The organism is Streptomyces sp. NBC_01241 (assembly GCF_041435435.1).
GTDB lineage: Bacteria > Actinomycetota > Actinomycetes > Streptomycetales > Streptomycetaceae > Streptomyces.
Map to the genome: position 1 here is coordinate 3,954,846 of NZ_CP108494.1, position 13,134 is coordinate 3,967,979.

10 protein-coding genes are annotated in these 13,134 nt (G+C 70.0%); 4 read left to right on the forward strand and 6 right to left on the reverse strand.

The window, feature by feature from the left end; translation table 11 throughout:
- Positions 1 to 87: 87 nt before the first annotated feature.
- From OG306_RS17490 to OG306_RS17505, 4 genes are all read right to left on the reverse strand, one after another.
- Positions 88 to 1,350: an IS701 family transposase gene (locus OG306_RS17490; RefSeq protein WP_371665068.1), complete on the reverse strand. Its 1,263-nt coding sequence runs from the start codon at positions 1,348 to 1,350 to the stop codon at positions 88 to 90.
- Positions 1,351 to 1,442: 92 nt separating this feature from the next.
- Positions 1,443 to 2,162 carry a GNAT family N-acetyltransferase gene (locus OG306_RS17495; protein ID WP_371665469.1) on the reverse strand — a complete coding sequence of 240 codons (720 nt, stop codon included), beginning with the start codon at positions 2,160 to 2,162 and terminating at the stop codon, positions 1,443 to 1,445.
- Between the two features lie 160 nt (positions 2,163 to 2,322).
- The gene (locus OG306_RS17500; protein WP_266906214.1) at positions 2,323 to 4,020 is read right to left on the reverse strand and encodes a recombinase family protein; all 1,698 of its coding nucleotides are present in this window, start codon (positions 4,018 to 4,020) and stop codon (positions 2,323 to 2,325) included.
- 132 nt (positions 4,021 to 4,152) lie between these two features.
- Entirely contained in the window at positions 4,153 to 4,500 is a 348-nt protein-coding gene (locus OG306_RS17505) for a hypothetical protein (protein WP_266906212.1), read from the reverse strand.
- Positions 4,501 to 4,929: 429 nt separating this feature from the next.
- Here OG306_RS17505 and OG306_RS17510 point away from each other — a divergent pair, with 429 nt between their 5' ends.
- The 3 genes from OG306_RS17510 (at position 4,930) to tatA (ending at position 9,148) form a co-directional block, all read left to right on the forward strand.
- On the forward strand, positions 4,930 to 7,476 hold the full coding sequence (locus tag OG306_RS17510; RefSeq protein WP_266906210.1) for a terpene synthase family protein: 2,547 nt from the start codon (positions 4,930 to 4,932) through the stop codon (positions 7,474 to 7,476).
- A gap of 389 nt (positions 7,477 to 7,865) precedes the next feature.
- Positions 7,866 to 8,912, forward strand: coding sequence for a sporulation protein (locus OG306_RS17515; protein ID WP_371665470.1), 1,047 nt, complete (start codon positions 7,866 to 7,868; stop codon positions 8,910 to 8,912).
- Between the two features lie 2 nt (positions 8,913 to 8,914).
- Positions 8,915 to 9,148, forward strand: coding sequence for a twin-arginine translocase TatA/TatE family subunit (gene tatA / locus OG306_RS17520; protein ID WP_371665471.1), 234 nt, complete (start codon positions 8,915 to 8,917; stop codon positions 9,146 to 9,148).
- Between the two features lie 132 nt (positions 9,149 to 9,280).
- On the opposite strand, the gene OG306_RS17525 is transcribed toward tatA, so the two are convergent.
- Positions 9,281 to 9,784, reverse strand: a complete 504-nt coding sequence (locus tag OG306_RS17525) for an FBP domain-containing protein (RefSeq protein WP_327259055.1) — start codon at positions 9,782 to 9,784, stop codon at positions 9,281 to 9,283.
- A gap of 1,377 nt (positions 9,785 to 11,161) precedes the next feature.
- Between OG306_RS17525 and OG306_RS17530 the strand changes: the two genes are divergently transcribed.
- Complete coding sequence (locus tag OG306_RS17530; RefSeq protein ID WP_266747087.1) at positions 11,162 to 11,968, forward strand: SGNH/GDSL hydrolase family protein; 807 nt, start codon at positions 11,162 to 11,164, stop codon at positions 11,966 to 11,968.
- Positions 11,969 to 12,273: 305 nt separating this feature from the next.
- Here OG306_RS17530 and OG306_RS17535 read toward each other — a convergent pair whose 3' ends face one another.
- Positions 12,274 to 13,113: a class I SAM-dependent methyltransferase gene (locus OG306_RS17535; protein ID WP_266906206.1), complete on the reverse strand. Its 840-nt coding sequence runs from the start codon at positions 13,111 to 13,113 to the stop codon at positions 12,274 to 12,276.
- Positions 13,114 to 13,134: the final 21 nt, after the last annotated feature.

Sequence of the window (13,134 nt, forward strand, 5' to 3'; positions counted from 1 at the left end):
GTGCCGGGGCGGGTTGGCCGCATATGGAGCAGGCGCCGGTCCAGGTGGCCAGGAGGGCTTGGAGTTCGCGGAGGACCGCGTAGAGGGTCAGGCCGGCGCAGGGGCTTTTGGGTCGAGTCTGAGCAGGGTGCAGAAGGCTTGGGCGAGGGAGGCGAGGGTGGTGTGGCGGTGCCAGCCGGGGAAGTTGCGGCCCTCGAAGTGGTCCAGGCCCAGGCCGTCCTTGAGTTCGCGGTAGTCGTGCTCGATGCGCCAGCGGATCTTGCAGATGCGGACCAGCTCGCGCAGTGGGGTGTCGGCGGGCAGGGTGGACAGCCAGTAGTCGGTGGGCTCGGCGGCGCCGGGCGGCCACTCGGCCAGCAGCCAGCACTCGGGCAGGGAACCGTCCACGGCGCGGCGGATCGTGCGGTTGGCCGGGCGGACGCGCAGTGCGAGGAATCGTGAGCGCATCTCGGCGCGGGGGTTGTTCCTGGTGGTCTTGCTGCCCTGGCGCCAGGTCACCGTCCGTAGCGTGGATCGTCCTTCGTCCAGGGCGAGTTGGCGCAAGGTGGTGTGGGGGTCGGGGTACGCCGGGCCGGGCGGGCGGCCCTGGCCGCTGTAGGGCGGGCGCCGGGGGACGGCGTCACCCGGGTAGGCGGTGGTGCTGCCCTTGACCGCGACCGCGTAGGCCAGCCCACGTTCGCTCAGGCCCTCGCGAAAGCCTGTCGCGTCCCCGTAGCCGGCGTCGGCGACCACCGGCAGGTCGGGCAGTTCCCAGTCCCCGCGAACCTCGTCCAGCATGTCCAGGGCCAGGCGCCACTTCTCCCGGTGCCGCTCGCTGTCGGGGATGCCGGCCTTCGTCCGGCGGCGGCGGATCGCCTCGGCCAGCAGCGCATCGTCCGCGTTCTTGGCGTCGTCCCAGCTCTCGGGCAGGAACAGACGCCAGTCGACCGCCGAGGAGGCACGGTCGGACACCAGGTTGACACTGACCCCGACCTGGCAGTTTCCGCGCTTGCCCAGCGCGCCGCAGTACATCCGCGCCACCCCCGGCGAGTCGTAGCCGTCCTTGGGGAAGCCCACGTCATCGATCGCGTACGCCTCGGGCGAGATGTGAGCCGCAGCCCAACGGGCCAGCCGCTCACGGACCTTGCCCCAGTTCCAGGTGGAAGAGGAGACGAACTGCTGGAGCTGCTGATGGTCCACACCCAGACGCTCGGCCATCGGCTGCATCGACTTGCGCTTACCGTCCAGCATCAGCCCGCGCAGGTACAACTCACCCTTGGCCCGCTGGTCCCGCCGCGCCAGTGAACCGAGCATCTCCGCCGCGAACGCCTCCAAGCGCGGGCGGACCGTCTCCATCTCCTCAGGTGTCACACCTGAAAGAAGATCACAACCCTACCCCTGGCCGAACATTCGGGGTACCTAACAAAGCCCTACTAGGGCCTGGTCCTGGCCCCAGGCAGTCTTCAGCAGAGCGGGAAATGCCTTGTCCACGCCGTCTCAGGACCGGATGGTCCGCAGGACGGCCGCCTCCGCGTCCGACTTGCGGCCGTCCCGGCGACGGTATGAATCCCAGGAGGGCTGCGCGCTCCTGCTCGACGTCCGCTCTCCCGGCCAGGCTTCACGGATGTAGCTGTGCCGCCGTCGAGTGCCGCCTCCCACTGCTCGGTCAGCCCTAGTATGAGGCGCTTGCGCATGCCAGGGGTGACACGTGCGTAGCGCGCTGAGACCGAGCCGTCGATGTGGCCCATGCGCTCGCCCATGAGGACCTTCTCCGTGCCGAGGTCCTCCATCACCGTCCGGTGTGTGTGGCGAAGGCCGTGGGGCGTGAGGCCCTTGGTGCCGCAGCCCTGGCCCTGGAAGCAGCGGCCGAGCCAGAAGCCGGTGCGGGCCTCGCCGGTAGTGGCGAAGTCGCGGACGGAGAGGTTCTGCTGGCCGATGACCTGGCCGTTGCGGAAGACTGCCAGGAGCAGGCGCCAGTTCTCGCGGGTCCAGTCGCCTCGCGCCCACCAGTGGTTCTGCGCGACGCTCCTGGCCCGCTCGGCCGGCGGCGCGGAGGCCCAGGGCTGCGGGAAGTACACGGCGCCGTCGGGGACGACTCCGTCGGCGGCCACCTGAGCGAGGGCGTCAAGCTCGTCGTCCGAGGGGAGACCAGGGTCATCCCCGCCGCCGAGGTCCACACTCACCGCCACTCTCTGGCGCGCCGCCACCGGCACCTGGCCCTTCGACTACACGGCCGGCGACAGTCCAGAGCGCCCCTTGACCGGGCCGGGAGCCCGACAGCTGAACACCGGTGGGCGACTGCCGCTCACGGTTGCCCCGCAGTGGGCCGACTTCCTCGCCGTTCTACGAACCGCCACAGCCAGCACACCCCAAGACCGCCCTACCACGCCCCCAACGCAATGGGTAACTCGGGCATGAGTCACCCTCCGTAGCGTCTTGATCTTGATGCTGGTCGTCGGCGGTGCGCTCACGCACGGGTATGCGGTGCCGGATGGTGATCTTCTCGGGGCCGACGAGGACGTCCTTGACGAGGAGCCTCAGGACGCGCTGGCGCTCGGGGACCTCGGCTGTCCCAGCGTTCTCGCGGAGCTGGGCGAGGAAGCCTTCGAGGTCGTCAGCGAGCTTGAGGTAGGCGTCGCGGTCGGCGAGCTGGGCTTCCAGCGCGTCGAGTTGGCCACGCAGGTTACTCTCCCGGGCCCGCAGGCCGGGCATCCGGGCCCGCAGTTCATCGATGGTGACGAGCTGTTCCTGGAACGCCTCGATCATGCGCGTGATCGCTGCGGTGGCCTTGGCCAGGGCCAGTTCGAGACGGCTGCGCTGGCGGGTGGCGGGGTCGGAGGTGCGGGCACGGTCCAGCCGCTTGTCGATCTCGGACCGGATCAGGTGCGGGTCGGCGATCATGCCGATGATGTGGTCCCAGACGACGGTGTCGAGGTAGTCGGCGCGGACGGGCTTGTTGGTGCAGACCCGGCCGCCCGCGTAGCGGTAGTCGTCGGAGCCCAGGCACCGGTAGTAGTAGATCTTCTTGCCGGAGGAAGTAGTGGTCGAGGTGCGGTAGTAGCCGTATCCGCAGCTCACACACGCCGACAGCCCCTGAAGCAGGGAGGGGACCTTGCTGTTGCGCGAAGCGAAGCGCTTGTTGTCGGCGAGCCGCTGGGCGGCGCGTTCGAAGGTGGCCGGGGTGACGAGCGCGGGAACGGGGATGGTGATCCACTCCTCGCGGGGGCGGTCGGCGGTCTTGACGGCGCGCGGAGTACTGCGGCCCTCCAGGCGGGCCCGGCGGTTCAGGCCCGGGGACTCGTGGAGGATCTGGGTCTTGCCGAAGGCTGCCTGCCCTTGGTAGGCGGGGTTTTTGAGCATGCCCCAGACCACGCTGCGGTCCCAGCGGGTCTTGCCGGTGCGGGTGGGAGTGCCGCTGTCGGTGAGCCAGCGGGTCAGGTCCGCGATGGAGACCCCGTCGTCGGTATAGCGGCGGAACAGCTCGACCACCAGCGCCGCCTCGGACTCGACGATCTCGTAGGTGGCCCCGCACTCGGGGGTCTTGCGCAGGTAGCGGTAGCCGAACGGGGCTCCGCCCAGCACGTTCACCGCCCCCGAGCGGGCCCGGTAGGTCTTCCCGCGCCGGTAGCGTTCCATCAGCTGGGCCTTCTCGTACTCGGCGAACATGCCCTGGAACTGGACCATCAGCTGGTCCTCGGGGCTGTCGCCGCGTGGGCCGCGGACGAACTCCACCCGGGTGCCTGCCCGGGCGAACTCCTCGACCAGCAGGGCCTGGTAAGCGAACTTGCGGGCGAGGCGGTCGGGCGCATAGCACAGCACCACATCCACGCCGACCTGGGCGACCAGGTCGCGCAACCGCTCCAGCGCGGGCCGCACCAGGGTCGCCCCGGAGTGCCCCTCGTCCTCGAACACCCACTCCTCGGGCAGCTCAAGACGCTGTTCTGCGACGTGCGCGCGCAGGGCCGCGGTCTGCGAGCTGATCGTCTGGTCCTTCTTCTGCCGGGCCGAGGACACCCGGGCGTAGATCGCCACGCTGGTCATCGCTCACTCCTGCCTGCTCCAGGCGATCCCGTATCCGGGCCCGCCGCTGCGGAACCAACGCCGCATAGGCCGCGGACAAGTCCGCCGCCGCATGACGGTCGAAGACCGCCTCCACCTCCACCGGCCGGCCGCTCACCTGCCCGGCCGCCCCTCCGGGGCACCCCGCTCAAGGAATTCGGCCAGGGCCTGGGCCACCACCGCGGAGATCGCCCGGTCGCTCTCGTGGGCACGGGCGCGGATCTGTCCTGCCAGCAATTCCGGCAGCTTGACAGTGAACACCACGCTCGACTCGGGGACTTCGAGATGTCCAGCGGCCATGGCCTGCTCCAGATACCGGCGTGCCTGACGCACCGACACCCCGTACCTACTCGCCAACGTGCGGGCGGCTGCGGCCACGGGCGCACCCGCCCCGACCAGATCCGCGGCGGCGTTGACCCGCCGGGCGTACTCGACGCTATCGACACGATCACCACGCACCATGTCACAAACCTACTACCCATTGTGACGCTCCTTACCCTCCGCGCGAGGAAGGAGTTCCAAGCGCCGGTAGCCGAGCGTCACCTCGAAGCAGAAGTTGCCCATTGCGTTGGGGGCGTGATGGCTCTTCGTCTGGCCAACCTCCTGGAAAGGCCCCGGCTTCCGGGCCGACGCCGAGGAACGGCGATCGGAGCCGCAATGGGCGGCCCGCAGGACGATCCGCCCGTCACCGTCCGCGACGCCGGGCGGTGTTCACTCGTTCGGCTGGTCGACGGATACGGCACCGGTGCTTCGTGGCGTCGGCCGGGAGAATCCCGCGTGGAGCGTTCTCGCCGCGTGGTGCCTTCCTTCTCCACGGAACCTGCCCGGTGCGGACGGCTCCTGTCGGCCCAGCGGGTGGTGTCGTGGCGGAGGGCTTCTTTGATGGTGCGGGTGAGCGACGGTCCGGCAGTACGCAGGGCGTGCAGCCCCTGGTGGCCCACGGCCGAGCGGGCGGCTGTGGCGTGGGCACGCCGGTGGGGGCTGGCGGTGGAGGACTTCGAGGTACGGCGGCTGGCACGCATGGGGCACGGCCGGATGGCTGGTCGCGTGGCTCCGGGAGCCTCTCCCGGGGAGCTGGAACTGCTGGCTTGCTGGGGGGCGTTCATCACGCTCGTCGACGACGGCTTCGACCGGCCCGGTGGTGTCTCGTCGGCCTCGGAAACCCGGTCCGTACTCGATCCCCTGGTCGCGGTGGTCACCGGCGCAGGGACGGGGGCGCGGACGCCGGCGGTCGCGGCTCTGCGGGACCTGTGGCAGCGGACGATGGTGGGGACCGAGCCGGCGTGGTGCGCACGCTTCGCCGCGGCGTACGCGTCGTTCGCGGAAGCGACCTTCCAGGAGCTGCGGTGGCGGGAGGAGGGCCACATGCCCTCCTCGGAGGAGTACGTCCGGCTGCGCCGTCTCACGATCACCGTGGAGCCCCTGCTGCTGGTGGCCGAGCGCTCCTCGTGGACGCCGGCGGGCGCGAAGGACGCCGAGGCGCTGTACGCGGCCTGTGCCGATGTCGTCGCCTGGACCAACGACCTGTTCGACGCCGGATCGGAGCGTCCGGGACAGATCGGGCTGGTCGACGTGCTGGCCCGGGAGCGGGGCGTCGGCCGCGGCGAGGCGGCAGCAGCCGCCCGCGCGATGCTGGAGGAGAGGCTGGACGAGTTCGAGACGGCCGCCGCGCGGGTGCCGGCCGCCGGCTCCCGGTCGCGAGCCGGACTGATCCGCACGTTCCTGGACGGCACGGTCGCCTGGCAGTACGAGACACAGCGTTACCGCGCCACGCTGCCTTCCCAGCGCGGGGGACGAGAGCCCCGGGCGGACCGGGTCGAAGCGGCCATAGGTGCGCTGGAGCGGCGGCTGGTGCTGGCAGTCGCGCCCGGCGGGGACCTGCCGGACCGGTGCGCGAGCCGTGTCCTGGAAACCTCCCTGTTCCTGGCCCTCCTCCGGGCCCGCGGCAGCCATGGGCACGAGCAGCGGCAGCTGACCCGCTACCTCGAAGAGCGCCGCCCGGACGCCGATCCGCTCGACGCCTTGCTGATCGACGCCTGCCTGCGTCCGCACACCCTGCCCACCGACGCCGCCGGCGCCACACGTCCCCTGGCCGGTGGTCTTTCGCAGGCAACGGGAAGCCGCGGCCGGTTCAAGCGCAGTGTGCTGCACGCCGTGCTCCATCTGCTGGGGGGCCTGCGCCTGGACGCCGCCGACGCCCCGCCCCCGGCCGCCACCCCCGCACTGTCCACCTTCACTCTGCTGAACCAGCTGGCGGTACGAGCCGTCTATGCCCAGGCCACCGGCTACCCGCACGCGCTCTCCACCCGTGAGCGCTTCCAGTTGTCCGACCTGCTGGCCGACGCCGGGGGAAGACTGCTGTGGGAGGCCAGCGCCAGCACCCACTTGCTCGGGCTCAACACCCTGCAGTCCTTCCGCCCCGGCCACCCGCTGATCGACGACGCCGTGACCGGTCTGCTGTTTGCGCGTGACGCCGACGGTGGGGTGCCGTTCCTCGACAGCCAGGACATGTGGAACACAGCCTTGGGCGGCCTGGTGTTCCTCAGCCGTCCCGCGCTACGGCCGTACACGGCGCGGATGGGCGCGTTCGTCGCCGCCCACCAGGCGTCCGACGGCGGATGGCCCTTCGCGAGCGGGGTACGCCAGACCGATGTCGACACCACCTGCCGTGCCATGGAGTTCCTCCAGGCCCTGGACCCGCACCGCTACCGCCACCACCTGCAACGGGGTGCCGCCTACCTCGCCGCGATGGCCGGTCCCGACGGCGGCTTCCCCACCTGGATGGAGAGCGACCGTGCCGATCTGGACATGACCGCGGGCGCCGTCCTCGCCCTCGCCCCGCACGGTCCGGACCACCACCGCCTCGTCACCACCGCCACCCGCTTCATCCTCGACGCCCAGCACCCCGACGGCACCTTCACGCCTGGTTGGACCGTAAGCGAATCGAGCGTCATCCTGCGCGCCGTCGACGCGCTCGACGCGGCACGCGCCGTCCCGGCCGCCGACCTCGCAGGGATCGAAGCCGCGACCGCCCGGGCCGCAGCCCGACTGATCGCCACTCAGCAGCCCGACGGGGGCTGGGGCCATACGCCGGACAGCGCCAGCGACGCCCTCTCCACCGCACAGGCTCTCCCCGTCGTCGCCCGGTATGGTCCGCCCCACGCCACAACCGCCGCCACCGCCTACCTCCTCGCCGGCCAGAGCGAAGACGGTTCCTTCCCCTCCCCGCCCGACCAGGTCGGCCCCCGCCCCCTTCCCTTCGACTACCCGGTCATCTCGGATCTGTTCGCACTCGCCGCCCTCGACCGGATCTCTCGTCTCCGCAGGACCGGCCCAGACCTGTACGACGCCCCAGGCCCTGTACAGCCCGTGCCGGTAGAACCTCCCCAGCCGCGTCCCTCGACCCGGGTCGTGCCCAGTGGGACGTCGGCAAGGTGACCGCTGCGGCCGCGGAATAGATCACGGAAATGGTGGCACCCACTCAGCGGCCGAGCCACGGGATCCCCGGGGAAGGGACTCACCCACCACCCCGTGGCTCGTTCCGGTCGGGAGGATCGGTTGATCCTGATCGACGGAGAGAGCGGTAGCCCCCTGGCGTCATCGTAAAGGCACGGCAAAACACGCTCGTCAAGCGCGTATCGCGACCGGTTGAGCGACGCATTTCGGACGTTCCAGCCGCCGGGCCCCAGATGCACTGGACGGCGCCACAACGCCCCCTATGCTTCTACAGATCTGTAGAACGCGGAGTGCTCACGGCCGATGATCCCGGCCCTCACCCGCGGCCTTCCCCTGCCTCAACGCACGCACATAAGGGAGTGGACGCCACGATGGTGTTCAAACGGCTGCTCGGCTCGCTCGGCGTGGGCGGCCCCATGGTGGACACGGTCCTCGCGCCGGGCGCGGTGCTGCCCGGCGGCGGGCTCTCGGGCGAGGTCCGCCTGACCGGCGGCGGCGCGGACTTCGACATTGAGCACATCACCCTGGAACTGGTCGCCCGGGCGGAGGCCGAGTACGAGGACGGCGAGAGCCATGGGACCGTCGCCTTCGACCGGTACGTCGTCGGCGGCGGCTTCCGCCTCGCGGAGGGTGAACACCGCAGCGTCCCCTTCACCGTGAACCTGCCGTGGGAGACGCCGATCACCGAACTGTACGGACAGCAGCTGGGCATCGTCCTGGGCGTGCGCACCGAGCTGTCGGTGGCCGGCGCGAAGGACAAGGGCGACCTGGACACGCTCACCGTCGGCCCGCTGCCCGCGCAGGAAGCGGTCCTCGAAGCCTTCGGACAGCTCGGCTTCGGCTTCAAGTCCGCCGACCTCGAATACGGCCGCATCGGCGGCACCGGCCAGCGGCTCCCCTTCTACCAGGAGATCGAGCTGACTCCGGCGCCCCAGTACGCCCACGCGGTCAACGAGATCGAGGTGACCTTCCTCGCCACGCCCGGCGGCATGGAGGTGATCCTGGAGGCCGACAAGCGCGGCGGCCTCCTCTCCTCCGGTCACGACGCACTCACCCGTTTCACCGTCTCCCACGACGACGTTCCTCACCACAACTGGAAAGACCTGGTCGACGGCTGGGTCCGCGAACTGATCGAGCACCGCTCGTCGTACGGCTCCAACTCGTCGTACGGACAGGTCGGTTACAGCCACCATGGTGAGGCTCACCACGGCGACCACGGCGACCACGGCCACCACGGCCACCACCAGGAGCATCACCACGACGGTCGCCGGTCCGGTCCCGGTTTGGGAACCGCCATCGCGGCGGGCGCGGCCGGACTCGCCGTCGGCGTGGTCGGCGGCATGGTCGCCGCTGAAGTCGTGGACGAGGTGGGGGACTTCTTCGAAGGGGACGGCGAGGGCGAGGGAGGCGAGGACTGACCATGTTCGGCATCAGCGAGATCGCGATCATCCTCATCGTCGTCATACTCGTCGTCGGCGCGAAGAAGCTGCCCGAACTCGCCCGCAGCGCGGGCAAGTCGGCCCGGATCTTCAAAGCCGAAGCGCGGGCCATGAAGAACACGGACGCGGACAACACCACGGAACCGGCGCCCCGTGTCATTTCCGGCGAGACGCTCCCCCCTCGGAGCCCTGAGCAGGGCACGCGCCCTCAGTGACGCGTGCCCTACGGACGGTGTGTGCGGCTGCGCCCACAGCCGCGCACACCGCCCCGCACGTTCACCGAGAAACCGGAACGCCGGTGCGCGGGTCGGCTTCTCCACGGAAATGCGGGGTGCGCCCGTCGGGGGTCACCCCGCGGTGACCTTGGCCGCAAAGGCATCCAGATTGTCCGACATGCGCGCGAGGCGTTCGTCCATGGTCAGGGACTCCTCGTACCGCGCGTAACGCAGCTTCGGCTGCCGCTTGCCGCGCAGATACAGGGGGCAGGCGAGGTCTCCACAGATGTAGATACCGACCGTGTTGCCCTCGCGGCCCCGGGCGCCCGCCAAAGGGGCGGCGAGCAGGGAGACCCCGGAGGAGGCGTGGCCGGTCAGGCAGATCTGGCACATGCTGGACTTCACGGCGCTGGTGCGCCTCGCGGAGGGTATCCGCAGAGAGACCCCCAACGGGCCCTGTGGCCGGGGCAGCACGAGATGCGCCCTGAGCGGCGCTCCCGGATCCACCCACCCCAGGAAGTCCAGGTCCTCCCAGGGCAGTTCTGCGAAGTCGAGCGACAGCCGAAGCCGCGCCGCGTCGCCCTTGGTGCAGTTCACGAAGGATGAGCGGATCTGTTTCTCACTGAGCGGTTCCACGGGCGTCGACCCTACGTCTGCCCCGGCCTGCACGCATCTCAATATCCGACCCGGCCCGCACGCATCTCCGATGTCCGACCCGGCCCGCACGCATCTCCGTTGTCCGCCCCGGCCCGCACGCATCTCCGATGTCCGCTTGATCCGCCGGGCAGCGCCTGCCGCCGCCCGGAGTTCCGCCACGCTCGGTACGAATCTCATGACAGTCCGAGAGCACTCATGGCCACCTCGTGCGATACGAGCACGCGGGAGCGGGTCACGGCTTCTTCAACACCGACACGGAGCATCCGCCCGAAATGCACCCTTCGCACTCGCATGCGAATCTGAAGTTGCCCGTCGTCCGAGAACCGCTACAGGAGGCACGATCGTGGGCAAGAAGCAGAGTCGGCAGAACCGCGGTGCCCGCACCGGCGGCCATGAACGCAGCGCTGCTCCGGAGACGAAGGAACAGACGCAGCGAACGACTGACCAGGACACGGTGCACGCGATCTCAGAACAGGTCTCCCATCGGAAGCAGCGAAGGTTCGGCCACAACTGATCCTGGGAGATCTACGACAACCGCCCTCTGCGGTGGCACCCGGCACGGGTGCCACCGCAGAGGGCGGTTTTGTTTGAACCGGCCGTACGCGCGATGCATGCAGGAGCACGGGGTGTCCGACTTCTCCGGCACCGGCACCGGCGGCCACTTCCAGGAATCCGCCTGGGACGCGACATCGGCGGGTGCCGAGCGAACCGCGCGCGTGCGCCCCGGCCATCGGCATCCCGGAGGACGCGGCCACGCCCGAGGGCTGAGGCAGCGGGAGCCGCGGACGTCGTGGAGGGCGCGGGCGAACGGCCGGCGGCGGAAGCGGGCATGGCAGCGGGCGGCGCTGACCGGGAGGACCTGGCCCGGTCGATGGCCGAACGGCCGCCGACGACCGCCTGAACCTCGAGAGAGGCATCGCCGGACATCGGATGCGTGACACCCCCCGCACCCGATCTCCCGTCCCCAGAAACGGAATTCGGCCCCGCCGCAAAGCCAGGTGAATGCCACCGGCCGAGCACGTACGCAGGAAGCAGCGCCGGCAGGCATGCAGCCCTCCGGGCGCGCCGCACTCCCCGGACACCCCACGCCATCCGGAACCACCGGGCGGCCCCTCACGGATGGCGCGACGGCCCCGAAGGTACGCGTATCCGGCAAGGCCGCACGAGCCTCCGCTCGCACCATTCGAGGTGCGTCCGGAGGTTTATCTACGCGCGGAGCTTCGATGCCCGAACGATCATTCGGGCATATCAGACCAGTTCTTCTCCAGCTATTACCGGCGGGTACCAAGAGCTGCTAGAAACATGGCGCTCCATCAACCCCCCACCCACCCCCCACACTTCGGAGGGCTGACAGCCATGTCAGTACGGAGATTCTGGGCGTCCGCATCCACTCTGCTCCTCGCCGCCGTGGCCGCTCTGGGCGTCGCCCAGCCGGCCTCGGCAACCTCCTCGGCCGCCGCCGGCGGGTACGTCGCTCTCGGCGACTCGTACTCGTCCGGCGTCGGCGCGGGGAGCTATCTGTCCAACAGCGGCGACTGCCGCCGCAGCACCAACGCCTACCCCTATCTCTGGGCAGCTGCGAACTCACCTTCGTCCTTCGCCTTCGTCGCCTGCTCTGGCGCCACGACGAGTTCGGTGGCCGGCAGCCAGTTGGGCGCGCTGAACTCGTCCACCGGCCTGGTCAGCGTCACCGCCGGCGGCAACGACGTCGGCTTCGCCGATGTCATGCAGGACTGTGTGCTGTCCAGCGAGGCCACCTGCCTGAGCAGTGTCCGATCGGCCGTCTCGCAGATGCAGAACTCGCTGCCGTCCGGCCTGGGTTCGCTCTACAGCGCCATCCGTTCGCGGGCTCCGCAGGCGCATGTCGTGGTGCTGGGCTACCCGCGCTTCTACCAGTTGAGCGGGACCTGCATCGCCGGGCTCACGGAGAACGAGCGGGCGGCCATAAACAATGCGTCCGATGTCCTGAACGGCGTCATCGCCAAGCAGGCGGCCAACGCCGGGTTCACGTTCTCCAGCGTGGTGGACGAGTTCACCGGGCACGAGCTGTGCTCCGGTAACGCATGGCTCCACAGTGTGTCGATCCCCGTCTACAACTCGTACCACCCGAAGGCCGCCGGACAGTCGGGCGGCTACCTTCCGGCCTTCCGCTCGGCCGCGTAGGACGCGGACGAGGGAGGTAGGACCGGCGGGTACGGACGTACAGAGGTACAGAGGTACAGCCGGCGATACAGAGATGCGGCGGGCTGCCGGGAGCGGGTGCTTCCGGTAGCCCGCCACAGGTCTGTGGCGGTTCCGGTTCCGGTTCCCGTTCAGCTTCAGGTTCCCGTTCAGGTTCCGGTTCCGGTTCCGGTTCCGGTTCCGGTGCGGGTGCAGGTGCAGGTGCAGGCAAGTCGCTTCCGGTACGGGCGTTGGTGTCCGAGCGGTGCGGAGCAGGTGCCGCGCGGGTGGCGGTCGTGGAGGCCCGGTTACGCGGTCTCGGCCGGCCGCGACGCCTTGATCGAGTACATCAGCGGGATGCGTGGACGGTCGGCGGGGAAACGGAAGGAGCCGTCGTCCTGCCGCTCCAGCGTAGAGAAACGGGCGAAGAGCGAGATGTCGTGCTCGTGCAGGAACTCGATGCGCAGCCCGGCGGCGGCCAGCGCCGACACCACGTCGCCGATCGGGTGCTGCCATTCGACGCTGCGATTGTGGACGGTCGGTGCGTCGAAGTCGGCGTACGTGCCCGGCGTCTCGTCCACCCACGCGTCGCGGCTGAAGTAGTCGTGCACGACCTTCGTACCGGTCGAGTCGTCGAGACAGTCCGTGATCGGGTGGAACTCCGCGAGGTAGAGGAATCCCCCGGGCGCCACGAGTGAAGCTGCCGTCTCGGCCCAGCGCCGGGTGTCGGGCAGCCAGTTCAGCGCGCCGACGCCGGTGTAGACGATGTCGTACGAGGAGTCCGGGACGGCCTCTGCCGCGTCATGGACATCGGCCGTGACGAACGCCGCCCGGTCCTGGGTGAACCCGAGCTCGCGGGCCAGGCCGCGCGCCGTCTCGACGGCCGGTTCGGAGAAGTCCAGACCGACGACGTGCGCGGCGCCGTGCCGGGCCCAGGAGAGGGTGTCGACCCCGATGTGGCACTGCAGATGCAGCAGTGACTTGCCCGTGACGTCCCCGACCTCGGCGCGTTCGAAGTCGCGCAGCGCGTCCTTGCCGGCGCGGAAGGCGTCGAGGTCGTAGAAGTCGCTCACGGCATGGATGGGGACCCGCTCGTCCCAATGGGCACGGTTGGCCCGCTGCCAGTCGTCGGGGGTCGATGCATGCATGCCCGGGAGGTTATCCACAGG

Bases quoted from the DNA above. Each gene is read 5' to 3' on its own strand.
- OG306_RS17500 (WP_266906214.1), bottom strand. From the start codon at position 4,020: ATGACCAGCGTGGCGATCTACGCCCGGGTGTCCTCGGCCCGGCAGAAG.
- OG306_RS17505 (WP_266906212.1), bottom strand. From the start codon at position 4,500: ATGGTGCGTGGTGATCGTGTCGATAGCGTCGAGTACGCCCGGCGGGTC.
- OG306_RS17515 (WP_371665470.1), top strand. From the start codon at position 7,866: ATGGTGTTCAAACGGCTGCTCGGCTCGCTCGGCGTGGGCGGCCCCATG.
- tatA (WP_371665471.1), top strand. From the start codon at position 8,915: ATGTTCGGCATCAGCGAGATCGCGATCATCCTCATCGTCGTCATACTC.
- OG306_RS17530 (WP_266747087.1), top strand. From the start codon at position 11,162: ATGTCAGTACGGAGATTCTGGGCGTCCGCATCCACTCTGCTCCTCGCC.
- OG306_RS17535 (WP_266906206.1), bottom strand. From the start codon at position 13,113: ATGCATGCATCGACCCCCGACGACTGGCAGCGGGCCAACCGTGCCCAT.